Source organism: Enterobacter sp. E1 (assembly GCF_016809815.1).
GTDB classification, from domain to species: domain Bacteria; phylum Pseudomonadota; class Gammaproteobacteria; order Enterobacterales; family Enterobacteriaceae; genus Enterobacter; species Enterobacter adelaidei.
Genome location: NZ_JAFBJM010000003.1, coordinates 137,170 through 151,791, shown reverse-complemented (window position 1 = coordinate 151,791; position 14,622 = coordinate 137,170). Strand labels below are relative to the sequence as shown.

Here is a 14,622-nt window from a genome sequence, read left to right as displayed (position 1 = left end):
TGACAGAGGTGGATTTATCATACACCTGCAAGGCACATTAATTACATTTTAAACAACCAACATGCCGCGAAATGTCCTGGTGCAATCTCCTGCATGGCAGGCTCCTGCGTCTGGCAAACCGGCATGGCGTGCGGGCAGCGGCTGCAGAACTTACAGCCCGCGAGCGCGGACGTGGGGCCAGGAATGTCGCCGCGCAGGGTTGCATCTTCGAGATTGCGAATGCGCGGATCGGGTTGGGGAACCGCCGCCAGCAGCGCGCGGGTGTAAGGGTGCGCCGGACGCTGATACAGTTCATTCGCCGGGGCCACCTCCACCAGTTTGCCGAGATACATCACCCCAATGCGGCTGGAGATATGCCGCACCATGGAGAGATCGTGGGCGATGAACAGATAGGTTAGCCCCAGCTCCTGCTGCAGATCCTGCAGAATATTCACCACCTGCGCCTGCACCGAGACGTCCAGCGCCGAGAGCGGCTCATCGCACAGCACAAATTCAGGATGCACGGACAACGCGCGGGCGATACTGATGCGCTGACGCTGCCCGCCGCTGAATTCATGCGGGAACCGTTCAAGGTGTTCGTGCTTCAGCCCCACTTTGTAGAGCAGCGTTTCCGTACGTTCCCGCTGTTCTTCCCGGCTGTAGCCGTGGATTTGCATCGGTTCGGCCACCAGCTGTCGCACGGTCATTCCGGGGTTGAGCGAGGAATAAGGATCCTGAAAAATCGCCTGCATCCGCTTACGCAGCGGCTTAAGCTCTTTTTCGCGGGCGCGGGCGATCGCCTGCCCGGCAAAGTGGATCTCGCCCGAGGTGATATCGAAAAGGCGCAGGATGGCGCGCCCGAGGGTGGATTTTCCGCAGCCGGACTCCCCCACCAGGCCAAACGTTTCGCCAGGCTGGATATCAAAGCTCACGCCATCAACCGCTTTCACTGCCACGCCTTTACGCAGCAAACCGCCGTTGAGCGGATAGTGCTTGCGCAGATCGCGCACGCTCACTAATGGCGCCTGTTGTTCACTCATGCCTGAATCTCCTTGTCGGCCCATAGCCAGCAGGCAGCACGATGCCCCTCTCCTGCGGTGTAAAATGCGGGTTGTCGTTCACACTGGGGCGTGCGTTTCGGGCAGCGTTCCGCGAAAGGACAGCCCGGCGGCGGGTTAAGCAGGCCAGGCGGCGAACCTTCAATCGGCGATAAACGCTGATTCACCTCATCCGGGCGCGGCAGCGAGGCCAGCAGCCCCTGGGTGTAAGGATGCGCAGGGCGATAAAAAATATCTTCCACGCTCCCTTCCTCCATCACCAGCCCGCCGTACATCACCACCACGCGACTGCAGACCTGCGCCACCACGCCGAGATCGTGGGTGATCAGCAGAATCGCGGTTTGGGTTTGCTTTTGCAGGCTTTTCAGCAGGCGCAGGATCTGCGCCTGAATGGTGACGTCCAGCGCGGTGGTCGGCTCATCGGCTATAAGAAGCTTCGGGTTGCAGGAGAGCGCAATTGCGATCATTACCCGCTGGCGCATCCCGCCGCTGAACTCGTGCGGATACTGGTCGTATCGGCGTTCAGCCTCGGCAATACCCACCTGTTCCAGCATGGCGATCGCGGCTGCCCTGGCCGCTTTTTTGGTCAGTCCTTTATTGCGCATCAGGATCTCAGCCATCTGTTTGCCGATGGTCAGCACCGGGTTCAGGGCGGTCATCGGATCCTGGAAAATCATCGCGATCTCGTTGCCGCGAATGGCGCGCATCTGCGCGGGGGTTTTCTGCGCCAGATCCTCGTTCTGGAACCGGATACTGCCCCCGGCGATCCGTCCGTTGTTCCCCAGAAGCTTAATGATCGACTTACAGGTGACGCTTTTCCCGCAGCCCGACTCGCCAACAATGCCGACAAGTTCCCCCGGCTGGACCTGAAAGCTCACGCCGCGCACCGCATGAACCTCGCCCTCGCGGGTGCGGAACGTGGTTTGCAGGTTCTCAAGCGCTAATAAGTTACTCATCGCGATTCGCTCCTGGCTCAAAGGCGGTACGAAATACATCGCCCAGCACGTTAAAGCTGAACACCGTCAACAGGATCAGAATGCCGGGGAACATCGCCAGCCACGATGCCTCGCCAATGTAAGACTGCGCGTTGTTAAGCATGCTTCCCCACGACGCCGCAGGCGCCTGCACGCCCAGCCCCAGGAAGCTGAGCGTTGACTCCATCAAAATGGCCGAGGCGATATTGAGCGTGGCCGCCACGATAATGGTCGGCAGCACGCCGGGAATAATGTGGCGCATGATAATGCGCAGAGGATGCTCCCCCGACGCGCGGGCATACAGCACGTACTCGCGCTCTTTCACCGATAGGGTTTCAGCACGCACCAGCCGCGACATGTTCATCCACGTCAGCAGGCTGATAATCAGAATGATGTTATCCACGCCCGGCTTGAGGTAAGCATTCACCACCAGCAGCAGGAAGAAGGCCGGAATGGCCATCAGGATATCCACGGCGCGCATCATCAGGTTATCCAGCCAGCCGCCAAAATAGCCGCTCACCGTTCCCACTACCGTGCCGATAAGCGTGGAAAAGAGCATGGCGAGAAAACCGACCATCAGGGAGATCTGGCCGCCATACAGCGCGCGGGTGAAGTAGTCGCGTCCGTACTCGTCGGTGCCGAACCAGTGCGCGGCATCCGGTGGCAACGTGCGTGCGCCAAGCGCCATCCGGTCCGGATCGTACGGACTTAAGCCCGCACAGAGCGCGGCGACAACGAAAATAAAAAGCACAAACAGGGAGAACTGCGCCGGACGGTTGCGGCGCAGCTGGTGACGAACCTGCTGCCAGCGTCTGCTCATCCGGGTTACCTCAGCGTACGAATGCGGGGATCGGCGAAGCGATAAAGCACATCGGCGATCAGGTTACCGACGATCAGCATCATCGACGAGAGCATGATGATCGCCATGATCAGCGGGTAGTCCAGCGAAGCGATCGACTGGATCCCGAGCAGCCCCATCCCTGGCCAGGAGAAGACGCTTTCCGTCACATAGGCCCCCACAATTAGCTCACCGAACGACAGGCCGAACAGGGTGATCACCGGCAGCAGCACGTTTTTCAGCACATGTCGAAACAGAATGCTGGAGCGCGTGGCACCGTAAGCCAGTTGGGTCTGCACGTAGTCGGCCGAGAGCTGCGAGATGGTGTTGGAGCGGATGTAGCGCACGTAGCTGGAGAGGTTATAGAACGTGAGGGCAATACACGGCAGCACGCCGTGGCGCAGCAGATCCAGCCCGTTGTCCTCCATGCCGATGGTGCGCATTCCCATGCTGGGGAACCAGTTAAGCTGCACGGCAAAAACGGTGATGAGCAAAATGCCGAACCAGAAAATCGGTACCGAGATGCCGATATAGGCGAATAAATTGAGCAGATGATCCAGCCAGCGGTGCTTAAATGCCCCCGCCAGCAGGCCCAGCGGGATCGCCAGCACAATAGCCATCAGCAGCGACGCGCCCATCAGCCCCAGCGTGGCCGGAATGCGTTCGCCGATCATCTCCAGCACCGGGCGGTGGTAAATCAGCGAATAGCCGAGATCGCCCTGCAGGACGTTTTTTAGCCACAGGACGTACTGCGTGACCTGGGGCTTATCCAGCCCCAGGCTCTGGCGAATACGCTCGATATCTTCCGGGGCCATGCGCGGCGTAATGTAGGCCGCCACCGGATCGCCGGGTGCGAGTTTGACCAGCAAAAACGCCACCAGTGAAATAAAGAACAGCATCGGCAGTAATTGCAGCAGCCGACGCGTAAGAAGTGTGTTCACGACGTGCCCTTACCAAAGCCCCGACCCGACGGCCGGGGCAATCACTTATTTCTGATAGATTTTTGACAGATCCTGGAAGAGGTAGACTGGTTTCGGCTCTGCCTCCTGGGTGCCGCCGAAACGCTTGTCCACCGCGACGGTCGCATTGGTGTAGGCAATCGGGTAATAGGTCATGTCATTCGCCACCGTCTGCTGAATTTGCTTGTAGATATCGGCACGTTTCGCGGCGTCGGTTTCCACCGCGCCTTTATCCCACAGGGCATCAAACTGCGGATTTTTGTAGTGTGCGTAGTTATAGGCTTCGTTGCTCATGAACAGCGATTTGTAACCATCCGGCTCGGAGCCCATGATGTAGCCGCCCAGGTTCAGCTCCCACGCGGTATTGTTCATATCGAGGCTGCGCTGAGACATGGCGTTGGAGTCCAGCGGCATCAGCTCCACGCTCACCCCAATGCCCTTCAGCGCCTGCTGAATATAGAGCGCCATGCTCTCCTGGGTTTTGTTGGTGTTCACATACGCCAGGCGCAGCTTGAGGTTGCCCGGCGCGCCGGACGTCTTCAGCAGGTCTTTGGCTTTTTGCAGATCGAATTTGTACTGTTCAACGTCATCCGTCTTGTAAAGCGTATCGGGCGTCAGGAAGGACGTCGCCGGTTTAGCGTAGTCAAGCGAGGTAAACGCGGTCTGGGTCAGCTCATCTTTGTTGATGGCATACGCGATGGCCTGTCGCAGTTCTTTGCTCTTCATCACCGGTACGTTCTGGTTGAACGTCATATAGGCCAAACGGCCTTCCGGATAGACCACAAAGTCAAACTTCCCGGTATTTTTCAGGCGATTCACATCCTGCGGATCAACCATCTTGAGGTTGATTTCACCGTTTTGCAGCGCAAGGTTGGCGGCGTTACTGTCTTTGGCGAAACGGTAGGTGACCGAATCAAGCTTCGCTTTGCCGTTCCAGTAATCATCGAAACGGGTCAGGGCGTAATATTGTCCGGCGCGGTACTCTTTGAATTTGAACGGGCCAGAACCCACTGGTGCATCGTTTTTGCTGCTCTTTTCCAGGTCACCTTCACCGGCGAACACGTGCTGCGGGATCGGGTAGATCTGTACCAGAGTGCCGGTAAAGGCCGCACTGACCTGCGGTAACGTGAACTTAACGATGCGGTCGTCAACCTTGCTCACCTCAACGGGCTTGCCGCCCCAGGTAAACATGCTGCGGAAGAAGCTATGCTGTTTGGCATCCAGCAGCTTATTGAACGTAAAGACCACGTCGTCCGCCGTCAGCGGCTGGCCGTCCTGCCATTTCAGGTTGGGTTTTAACGTCAGGGTATAACTCAGGTTGTCGGCGGAGGGCGTCAGGCTTTCCGCCAGACCCCACTCAATGTTGCCGTGATTAAAGCTATACAGCGGGGCATAGAGCGCCTGCATGATCGTTAACGTGGTACGGTCGCTGGCATAGAGCGGATTAACGGCTAACGGGTCGCCGGAGGTTATACCAATAATCAGCGAACCGCCCTCTTTTGGCGCGTCGCTTTTTGCCGCTGAGGGCGTATTTGTCTCTTTATTTTTCGCATCATCACAGCCAGCCAGGCCTAACGCGAGCGAAACCAGCACTGCCGATAACAGAAGCTTGCGCATCTCACTAACTCCTTGCCTTATAAAGTGTTTATTACTGCATCTTTTATTTATGTTGAAGCATCATATGCAGCTTTATCGGTTTCCGCATTAATTATGAAAATGCGGTTTTCGATTAAGCTTATGCCGAATTTGATATATATAAGCGCCAGAAGGAATAGCGGTTAATTGATTGCGCTCACATCGTTAAACGGTTCACAAATCTCCTGCTACACTGCCTCAACACATCACTCAAAAGGCAGACCAACATGTCAGACAACACTTATCAGCCACCGAAAGTGTGGGAATGGAAAAAGAACAACGGCGGTGCATTCGCCAACATCAACCGTCCGATTTCCGGCGCAACGCATGAGAAAGAGCTCCCTGTGGGTTCTCATCCGCTACAGCTCTACTCCCTGGGCACACCGAACGGTCAGAAAGTAACGATTATGCTCGAAGAGCTGCTGGCGCTGGGCGTGGCGGGCGCCGAGTACGACGCATGGTTGATCCGCATTGGCGAAGGCGATCAGTTCTCCAGCGGGTTTGTAGAGGTGAACCCGAACTCGAAAATACCCGCGCTGCGCGATCACTCCACGACTCCGCCGACGCGCGTATTTGAATCCGGCAGCATTCTGCTTTACCTGGCAGAAAAATTTGGTCACTTCCTGCCAAAAGATCCGGCAGGCCGCACGGAAACCCTGAACTGGTTGTTCTGGCTGCAAGGGGCCGCCCCGTTCCTCGGCGGCGGGTTTGGCCACTTCTACAACTATGCTCCGGTGAAAATTGAATATGCGATTGACCGCTTCACCATGGAAGCCAAACGCCTGTTCGACGTGCTGGATAAACAGCTGGCCCGCGGCCGTTACGTGGCCGGTGAGGAATACACCATCGCGGATATGGCAATCTGGCCGTGGTTTGGCTGCGTCGCGCTGGGCAGCGTGTATAACGCCGCCGAGTTCCTGGACGCGGAGAAGTACACTCACGTGCAGCGCTGGGCGAAAGACGTGGCGAACCGCCATGCCGTTAAGCGCGGACGCATCGTTAACCGCACCAGCGGCGAGCTGAACGAGCAGCTTCACGAACGCCACTCGGCGAGTGACTTCGAGACAAATACCGAAGACAAACGTCAGGCGTGATAGCTGGCCGGGCGGGACACCGCCCGGCTGCAAGGATCCTTTCCCAGGGCATGATTAGCTTAAAGGCTGACCCTGTATTGCTGGCACTATTTGTCCGTTTTTCTCACACCAGACCGTGAGATACGACGAATTAACCGACAGCAGTCACAAAGGATCTGTTATGAAACTCATTAAAACAACGCTGGTTATCAGCGCTCTCATTTTTTCTACCTCGGGAATGGCCATCGACAAAACCGCTGCCGGCGCGGTAGCAGGCGCGGCCATTGGCGCAGCCACGGGCAAAGATCTGAAATCAACCGTTGGCGGTGCCGTCGTTGGCGCTGGCACGGGGGCGATGTTCAAAAACGGCGAAAAAGGCAAAGACGCGCGTAAAGGTGGTGCGGTAGGTGCTGCCGTGGGCGCAGGTGCCGCGGCGGTTACCGGCAAGAGCGTACTGAAAGGTGCGGCGGTTGGTGCGGGTACAGGCGCGCTGATTGGTGAAGCGACGCACTAAGGCTGTGTGCCACCTTGTGAACAGGCATGAATAATAAACCCAGCGATCGCGCTGGGTTTTTTGTTTTTTTGAATTAGATACAAGCCCGTTCGAATAACCGACGCGCGGCTGGCGTTAACCCTGACATATGCATGCAGGCATGCACCATTCCCGGCAACCGTTCACAGCGTACTGGCACCCCCGCCTCCTCAAGCCGCAGAGCATACTCTTCAGCCTCATCGCGCAAGGGATCATATTCACAACTCAGGATGGTTGCTGGCGGTAACCCCCTCAGCGAGGCCATATGCAGCGGCTCGGCATAAGGATGACGACATTCTCCCAGATAGTTCTCCCAGCAAAACACCATCGCATCACGCGTTAAATAATAACCTTCAGCAAATTCACAATAGCTTTGGGACGACATTTCGCGACTTAACGCCGGGTAGAGCAGCAACTGATGCTCAATGTGAGGTCCGCCGCGATCCCGGGCCAGCAGAGCTGTCGCGGCAGCAAGATTGCCGCCAGCACTGTCGCCGCCCACCGCCAGACGGGTCGCATCTATCCCCAAAAGCGCGGCCTGTTCACTGGCCCAGCACAGTGCCTGATAAACATCTTCTAACGGCCTTGGGAAGGGGAACTCCGGTGCCAGACGGTAATCAACGGAGAGTATTTTCCGACCAGTAGCATTGGCCAGTGCCTGACAGGGCCGATCGTACAGCGACAGCGAGCCCAGACACCATCCGCCGCCGTGAGCAAACAGCATTGCAGGCAGCGCGATTTCAGCGTTTGAGGCAGCAGGCGTATACGCGCGAAGACCGATAGCGTAACCATCATCAGCGATAACAACGTAATGTTGAATGCCGCAACCTGTTTCCTCCTCACCCTGTAGCCGCAACAAATCCACTTCGGTGGCAGCACGCAGGTCGGCTAACGACGCCGGTTGCGGCGCGCCCGATGACGCAGCCAGAAAGTCAGCAATGTGTTTATCAAGCGGCACGATCGGTGTCCTCTGAGAGAAAGGGTACGATTAGCCCAATAAACGCCTCATGACACTCTTCGGTAATAAAATGCCCGCAGTCCGCCACCATCTCGCCACGCAAATCAAGGGCATTGCCCTGTAGGGTTATCAACGGCGCATCGCGCGTCGCATGTTCGGCCCCCACCGTTAACACCGGCATGGTTAAAGGCGTTTGCGCACGGCGCTGGTTCTGCCGGATGGTTTCCGGTATAGCGCGATAATAGTCGAATCCCGCACGCAGCCCGCCGGGCGTTGAATAGGCGGCGATATACACCTCTGCGGCAACCCGTTCACGTCGATGAGACCAGCGGTCGAAAATATAGCTGAGATACTGTGATTCGCGCCCGCTGGTCAGGGTTTCGGGTAGATCCGCCAGTTGATTGAACATGAAGTGCCAGAGAAAGATGTTCTCTTCCGGTGCGACAAAAATCGGCGGTGGTGGTGCCAGTCCAGGGATAACCGCTTCTGTCAGCACAATTCGTTCTATTGCCTGAGGAAAATCGCTCGCCATGGCATAACCAACCCACATGCCGATATCGTGACCCACTATGCTATAACGCGCATGGCCCAGTTGCGCCATCATGGTATGCAGCATGGCACCGACACGTCCGGTATCATAGCCGTCGCGCGGTTTATCTGACTCACCAATGCCCGGAGGGTCGACCGCTATCGCCTGAAAACCCGCCGCCGCCAGCGCCTGAAGGACATAGCGCCAGGTATACCAGGTCTGCGGCCAGCCCGGTATCAGCAATACCGGTTGTCCTTTTCCCGCCACGACGCAGTGGATGCGCTGTCCGTTCACTTTCGTATAGACGTGTTCTGCCCTGAGATCCGCGTGCGCGATCTCACCGTATTGTTGTTCCATGGGGACTCCCTGTGATGTCGTGGCTTAGCGAATGCCGAGTAATGCGTTAATTTGCTGAGGGTTCACCGGTGCACCGGCGAAATCATCGAAGACTTTATCGGTGATGTGAATAATGTGGTCGCGGATGAACGCAGCCCCTTCTCTGGCACCATCCAGCGGATTTTTCAGACAGCACTCCCATTCCAGGGTTGCCCAGCCGGCATAATCGTATTGAGTCAGCTTCGAGAAAATAGCCCTGAAATCCACCTGGCCGTCACCTAATGAGCGAAAACGTCCTGCACGATCGACCCACGACTGATAGCCACCATAAATACCCTGACGCCCGGTCGGATTAAATTCAGCGTCTTTGACGTGGAACATGTTGATCATGTCCTTATAAATATCAATAAACTCCAGATAGTTAAGCTGCTGTAGCACCATGTGGCTGGGGTCGAAAAGTATCCGGCAGCGGGGATGCTCTTTCACCCTTTGATAAAACATTTCAAACGTCACCCCATCATGCAGATCTTCGCTCGGGTGGATCTCATAGCAGAGGTTAATACCCTGCTCGTCACAGGCGTTAAGCACCGGCATCCAGCGCCTGGCCAGCTCGTCAAAGGCGGTTTCAATTAACCCTTCCGGGCGCTGCGGGAACGGGAACAAATAGGGCCACGCCAGCGAGCCAGAGAAGGTACCCAGATCGCTGAGTCCAAGCCTGGCAGAGGCCTTGACCGCCATCAGCAGCTGTTGCTGTGCCCATTCGCCGCGGGCCAGTGGGTTGCCGTGGACTTCCGGCGGCGCAAAGCTGTCGCATAAGCTGTCGTAAGCAGGATGTACCGCCATCAGTTGGCCGAAGATGTGGCTGGTCAGCTCACTCACCACCAGGCCATGCTCCGCCAGCATACCGGTCAGATCGTCGCAGTAGGTCTGGCTTTCTGCCGCCGTCGCCACGTCGAAGAGACGGCGATCCCATACCGGGATTTGCAGAGCGCTAAACCCCGTTTCCGCCGCCCACCGGGCTATCGCAGGCAAATTATTGAATGGGGCCGCATCATCGCTGAACTGAGCCAGATGGAGAGAGGGACCTTTGAGGGTTTTCATCGTATACTCCTATTGTTTGTCGATTGACAAACAATAGGAGTAAAGCCGGATAACCGCAAGCGAAAATTATAAATTCGTTGGTAATCCAGATGATTTAGGCGATCCTGTTTCACTGAATTCAGGACCAACCGGAGCAACAAAATGGCAGGCAGACCGCGCCAGTTCGATCGTGACCAGGCGCTTATCAAAGCGCGCAACCTGTTCTGGCGACAGGGTTATGAAGGAACCTCAATGTCGGATCTGGTAGCAGAGCTGGGGATTGCATCGGCACGGATTTACAAGGCGTTCGGTTCAAAAGAGCAGCTCTTTCGGGAAGCTATCGCCGATTACGAAAAACAGGAAGGCGGTTTTGCGGATCGGGCCTTATCCGCAGGGGGCAACGTGCGGGATACCATCCAGACGCTGTTAATGGATGCGGTTCACCTGTACTGCCATCCGGATATGCCGCAAGGATGTATGGTGGTGGCCTCTGCAGCCAGCGTCAGTGCGGAAAATGAAACGCTCAAAACCTGGCTGGCACAGCATCGCCTGCAGCGTACGCAGCAGATCATCGATCGTCTCCACCAGGCAGTGCATAACGGTGAACTGCCGGATACGACCGATGCAGAGAGTCTGGGAGACTATTTTGCCGTCTTTTTACATGGTTTGTCGGTGCAGGCCAGAGACGGTGTTCCGGAATCTCGTTTGCAGGCGGCGGTTAAGCAAGCGCTTAGCCTGCTGCCGCATTGCTGAGTGCGAAGCATCAATGATGATCGTCGTACTGATGCTCAATCACCATCCCTTCCGCCACGCTCGCCACATGCCGCGCACGCGGGTGATAAACCGGAGCAGCCGCTGGCGCGGCATAGACAGTTTGTGACGGTGCAGGCGCGACGGTTACCGCCTGCGGAACCGTGGTGGATGACGGGACAATCACCACTTTATAACCGCTCGGGACATCCACGGTGACGCTTTGCGCCATTGCTGAATTAACCATAGCCAAGCCTGCCATGACGGCCAATACAATATAGGACTTTTTCATAGACTGTATTATTTCCGGTAAAATAAGAAAATTAATAATGTCGGGAGGAGCTTAAGGCTATATTAATTCCCATCGCCGTTACGGTGCAGAAAATGCCAAATATATTGTTACATTAACACATGAAAATAATAACGCAGGCCGGGCAAGGCGCAGCCGCCGCCCGGCAACATAAAACAATTTTAATTAATCGCGATATGACCTTCCGGCGTATTTATCCAGCGCGGCGCTTTCAGCGTATCGGCGTAATATCCCACCAGCTCACACAGCAAATCCTCTATCACGCTCGCCATCTCCTCTGGCAGGGCGCGACCGAGCAGCAACTGGGTTAAGACCTGGCAGTATTACCCGAGCCGACAAGGGGCATTCCCGGAAGCCGTCTCGCAAATCTGATTAATACTTAATATCCCGCGCTTTTTGCCGTCCGGCCTGTTTCATCTGACGCTTGTCCTGACGGCAGTCGTGATTACTCTGGTTATTGTTCGCCACGCAGGTCTGCTTCACCTGCCGTGACGCGTCGCGGGTTTCCTGCCTGACATCACGCGACATACGCCGCTCCTGCGCCTGCTGGGTCGCACTGGCAAAAACCGAGAACAGCATCAGAAAAATGAAAGAGAGAACAGGGATAACTGACAACGATCTGTTCATAGCAACACCTCATAGAAGAGAGCCCAGAACGTCAGGGGGGTTAGCAAAAGAATAGCAGTTTCAGCGCGCGCTGAATGAGGAAGGCGTTAATAATGCAAGGCCGCACAAGGCGGCCTTGCAACGTTGCGCTATGCCGTCAGGCGGAACTTTTGCACCGAGCGCTGAAGATCTTCGGTCTGACGCTCCAGCGCTGCCGCTGCTGCGGAAACCTCTTCCACCAGCGAGGCGTTTTGCTGGGTAACGCCGTCCATCTGGGTAATGGCAATCCCGACCTGCGAAATGCCCTTGCTTTGCTCCTCAGAGGCGGAGGCGATTTGCTTCATAATGGTTGTCACTTCCGTCACGTCGCGCAAAATCGCATCCATGGTGGTGCCTGTGTCGCCCACCAGCTGCGCCCCCTGCTCTACCCGATTAACGGAATCAGCGATCAGCCCTTCAATTTCTTTTGCCGCGTTGGCGCTACGGCTTGCCAGGTTACGGACTTCACCCGCCACCACGGCGAAACCACGCCCCTGCTCACCCGCGCGCGCCGCTTCAACGGCCGCATTGAGTGCCAGAATGTTGGTCTGGAAGGCAATGCTGTTGATGACGTTAGTGATTTCAGCAATTTTCTTCGAGCTTTCAGAAATGCCGCTCATGGTGGTCACCACTTCTTCCACCAGCGAGCCGCCACGGCTGGCGGTGGTCGATGCCACATCTGCCAGTTGGCTTGCCTGACGCGCGCTTTCCGCATTCAGTTTCACGGTTGCAGTCAGTTGTTCCATGCTGGCAGCCGTCTCTTCCAGTGCGGCAGCCTGCTCTTCGGTACGGGAAGAGAGATCGTTATTACCGCTGGAGATTTCCGTCGCACCGCGCCAGATATTTTCACTGCCGGAGCGGATAGTGCTGACCGCTTCGCGCAGACTGTCCTGCATCGCGCTCAACAGAGGAACCAACTGTCCCACGCAGTTGCGGCCGAAGGGTTCAATTGGCTGACTGAGATCGCCCTGGGCAATCTGGCGGAACTGCTGGCGAATGCGGTCCAGCGGTTTGACCAGCATCGCGACCAGGTAGCGGTCGGTGAAAAGCAGGATCAGCAGGCCGATAATAGTGGCGGTGATAATCACCGTACGCGTCATGCTGGTCAGGTTGTCCACCACCACGCGGGTGCTGTCGAGCGCCTTCGCGGCCGCGTTGTTAAAGTTCTCGGCAGCAGCACCAAACGCACGGCTTAGCGGCGGGGTAACGTTATTGGCCTGCTGGCGATAGCCATCCAGAGTCTCCAGCTTCGCCTGCTGCATTTGCGGCGTGATACCTTGATCAAGCAACGCCTGCCAGGTACCGATAACCTGAGCAGAAATCTGTTCGTCCATTGGTCCTGGCGAGATCGCTTTCATCTCGGCCAGTTTCTTACCCATGTTATCCAGCGCCTGTTGGGCAGAGGCCAAATCCGGCGTGCCGCCTGCGGCTTTGACTTCCATCGCACGGCTCAAACGGGTCACAAAGCGGAAATACTGATCGTTGCCCTGACTGAGTACCGTCATCTGTTTGACCAGTTGACGATCCACGTCATTGCCATCCGAAACACGCGAAAGGGACCAGGTACTGTACAGGCCAACACCCGCCCACATTAAACAAAAGATCCCGAGAATCGTCAGCATGACGAAGCGGATCGTGAAATTACGGAGCATATTCATAAGTCTTCCTTGCCGTGAGGGTGAATTCGCCCAGAGGCGAGTACTTCTCTCGTTATCGGCAGGAACCGGGGAAATTATAACGTTTTGTGATCATTTTTGATTAGCGTGACTTCATTAGTCACACAGCTGACGTTAACCATCACCTCGCGCTTAGTTATGTCATTTGTGATGTGATAAGTTCAGAATGAAAACGTTGTTTCGAAAATTCAACGATAAAAAAGGAGACATCATGTCCTGGAACCCTGACCCCGCCCGCTATGAAAATATGCAGTACCGCTACTGCGGAAAAAGCGGCTTGCGCCTGCCAGCACTATCGCTTGGTTTGTGGCATAGCTTTGGCCACGTACACCCTCTCGAATCCCAGCGCGCGCTGCTGCGCAAAGCCTTCGATCTCGGCATTACTCATTTCGATCTCGCCAATAACTACGGCCCTCCGGCAGGCAGCGCGGAAGAGAATTTCGGCCGCCTGCTGCGTGAGGATTTTTCCGCGTATCGCGACGAACTGATTATCTCCACTAAAGCGGGTTACGACATGTGGTCGGGGCCGTATGGGTCAGGCGGTTCGCGCAAATATTTGCTTGCCAGTCTCGATCAAAGTCTGAAGCGGATGGGTCTGGAGTATGTTGATATTTTCTATTCCCATCGCGTCGATGAAAATACGCCGATGGAAGAGACTGCGGCGGCACTGGCCCATGCTGTGCTAAGCGGTAAAGCGCTGTATATCGGGATTTCATCCTATTCAACGGAGCGCACCCAGAAAATGGCTGACCTGTTGCGTGAGTGGAAAATTCCGCTGCTTATTCATCAGCCATCCTACAACCTGCTCAACCGCTGGGTAGATAACACCGGCCTGCTGGATACGCTTAAGCAAAACGGGACGGGTTGCATTGCGTTTACCCCGCTGGCGCAGGGGTTGCTTACCGGAAAATATCTGAACGGGATCCCTGAAGATTCTCGCATGCAGCGCGAGGGTAAAAAGGTACGCGGCCTGACGGAAAAAATGCTGACCGAAGCCAATCTCAACAGCCTGCGTTTGCTGAGTGAAATGGCGCATGTCCGTGGACAGACGATGGCGCAGATGGCACTGAGCTGGTTGCTCAAGGATGAACGCGTTACCTCAGTGCTGATCGGTGCAAGTCGCCCGGCCCAGATCGAAGAAAACGTTCGGGCCCTGGATAACCTGCACTTCAGCGAAGATGAGCTGGAAAGGATTGATCGACATGTTGCGGACGGGGAGTTGAACCTGTGGCAGGCATCATCGGATAAATAGGTCTTTTCGCCCCCTCAGCCCGTAGGGCGAGGGGGACA

At 56.1% G+C, this 14,622-nt stretch carries 15 protein-coding genes; 4 read left to right on the top strand and 11 right to left on the bottom strand.

Going from position 1 to position 14,622, the window contains the following annotated elements; genetic code table 11:
* Window positions 1–41 precede the first annotated feature (41 nt).
* The 5 genes from JGF26_RS09775 to JGF26_RS09755 are packed head-to-tail and all read right to left on the bottom strand — an operon-like array spanning window position 42 to window position 5,425.
* A complete protein-coding gene (locus JGF26_RS09775; RefSeq protein ID WP_134707960.1) occupies window positions 42–1,019 on the bottom strand; it encodes an ABC transporter ATP-binding protein in 978 nt (325 codons plus the stop codon).
* Window positions 1,016–1,993 (bottom strand): ABC transporter ATP-binding protein, encoded by a 978-nt coding sequence (locus tag JGF26_RS09770; RefSeq protein WP_134707961.1) that lies wholly within the window; start codon window positions 1,991–1,993, stop codon window positions 1,016–1,018. Before JGF26_RS09770 ends, JGF26_RS09775 begins: the two co-directional genes overlap by 4 nt.
* Complete coding sequence (locus JGF26_RS09765; RefSeq protein ID WP_028019665.1) at window positions 1,986–2,831, bottom strand: ABC transporter permease; 846 nt, start codon at window positions 2,829–2,831, stop codon at window positions 1,986–1,988. Before JGF26_RS09765 ends, JGF26_RS09770 begins: the two co-directional genes overlap by 8 nt.
* A gap of 5 nt (window positions 2,832–2,836) precedes the next feature.
* Window positions 2,837–3,790, bottom strand: a complete 954-nt coding sequence (locus JGF26_RS09760) for an ABC transporter permease (protein ID WP_134707962.1) — start codon at window positions 3,788–3,790, stop codon at window positions 2,837–2,839.
* A gap of 45 nt (window positions 3,791–3,835) precedes the next feature.
* Window positions 3,836–5,425 (bottom strand): ABC transporter substrate-binding protein, encoded by a 1,590-nt coding sequence (locus JGF26_RS09755; RefSeq protein ID WP_134707963.1) that lies wholly within the window; start codon window positions 5,423–5,425, stop codon window positions 3,836–3,838.
* Between the two features lie 245 nt (window positions 5,426–5,670).
* On the opposite strand from JGF26_RS09755, the gene yghU reads away from it, so the two are divergent.
* Together yghU and JGF26_RS09745 are read left to right on the top strand one after the other, a co-directional pair.
* On the top strand, window positions 5,671–6,537 hold the full coding sequence (gene yghU / locus JGF26_RS09750; RefSeq protein WP_134707964.1) for a glutathione-dependent disulfide-bond oxidoreductase: 867 nt from the start codon (window positions 5,671–5,673) through the stop codon (window positions 6,535–6,537).
* Window positions 6,538–6,697: 160 nt separating this feature from the next.
* Window positions 6,698–7,030: a glycine zipper domain-containing protein gene (locus JGF26_RS09745; RefSeq protein WP_028019661.1), complete on the top strand. Its 333-nt coding sequence runs from the start codon at window positions 6,698–6,700 to the stop codon at window positions 7,028–7,030.
* Window positions 7,031–7,103: 73 nt separating this feature from the next.
* Here the strand turns inward: JGF26_RS09745 and JGF26_RS09740 are convergent, their stop codons facing one another.
* From JGF26_RS09740 to JGF26_RS09730, 3 genes are read right to left on the bottom strand one after another with little or no spacing between them, the layout of a single operon-like run.
* Window positions 7,104–8,006 carry an alpha/beta hydrolase gene (locus JGF26_RS09740; protein WP_134707965.1) on the bottom strand — a complete coding sequence of 301 codons (903 nt, stop codon included), beginning with the start codon at window positions 8,004–8,006 and terminating at the stop codon, window positions 7,104–7,106.
* Entirely contained in the window at window positions 7,996–8,892 is an 897-nt protein-coding gene (locus JGF26_RS09735) for an alpha/beta hydrolase (protein ID WP_134707966.1), read from the bottom strand. Before JGF26_RS09735 ends, JGF26_RS09740 begins: the two co-directional genes overlap by 11 nt.
* 24 nt (window positions 8,893–8,916) lie before the next feature.
* Window positions 8,917–9,972, bottom strand: a complete 1,056-nt coding sequence (locus JGF26_RS09730) for a sugar phosphate isomerase/epimerase family protein (RefSeq protein ID WP_028019658.1) — start codon at window positions 9,970–9,972, stop codon at window positions 8,917–8,919.
* 141 nt (window positions 9,973–10,113) lie between these two features.
* Here JGF26_RS09730 and JGF26_RS09725 point away from each other — a divergent pair, with 141 nt between their 5' ends.
* Entirely contained in the window at window positions 10,114–10,704 is a 591-nt protein-coding gene (locus JGF26_RS09725) for a TetR/AcrR family transcriptional regulator (protein WP_134707967.1), read from the top strand.
* A 10-nt stretch (window positions 10,705–10,714) separates the two neighbouring features.
* Here JGF26_RS09725 and JGF26_RS09720 read toward each other — a convergent pair whose 3' ends face one another.
* The 3 genes from JGF26_RS09720 to JGF26_RS09710 form a co-directional block, all read right to left on the bottom strand.
* The gene (locus tag JGF26_RS09720) at window positions 10,715–10,993 is read right to left on the bottom strand and encodes a hypothetical protein (protein ID WP_134707968.1); all 279 of its coding nucleotides are present in this window, start codon (window positions 10,991–10,993) and stop codon (window positions 10,715–10,717) included.
* A 390-nt stretch (window positions 10,994–11,383) separates the two neighbouring features.
* Window positions 11,384–11,638, bottom strand: a complete 255-nt coding sequence (locus tag JGF26_RS09715; protein ID WP_134707969.1) for a hypothetical protein — start codon at window positions 11,636–11,638, stop codon at window positions 11,384–11,386.
* A gap of 128 nt (window positions 11,639–11,766) precedes the next feature.
* On the bottom strand, window positions 11,767–13,314 hold the full coding sequence (locus tag JGF26_RS09710; RefSeq protein WP_028019655.1) for a methyl-accepting chemotaxis protein: 1,548 nt from the start codon (window positions 13,312–13,314) through the stop codon (window positions 11,767–11,769).
* 229 nt (window positions 13,315–13,543) lie between these two features.
* On the opposite strand from JGF26_RS09710, the gene JGF26_RS09705 reads away from it, so the two are divergent.
* Window positions 13,544–14,584 (top strand): aldo/keto reductase, encoded by a 1,041-nt coding sequence (locus JGF26_RS09705; protein ID WP_134707970.1) that lies wholly within the window; start codon window positions 13,544–13,546, stop codon window positions 14,582–14,584.
* Window positions 14,585–14,622: the final 38 nt, after the last annotated feature.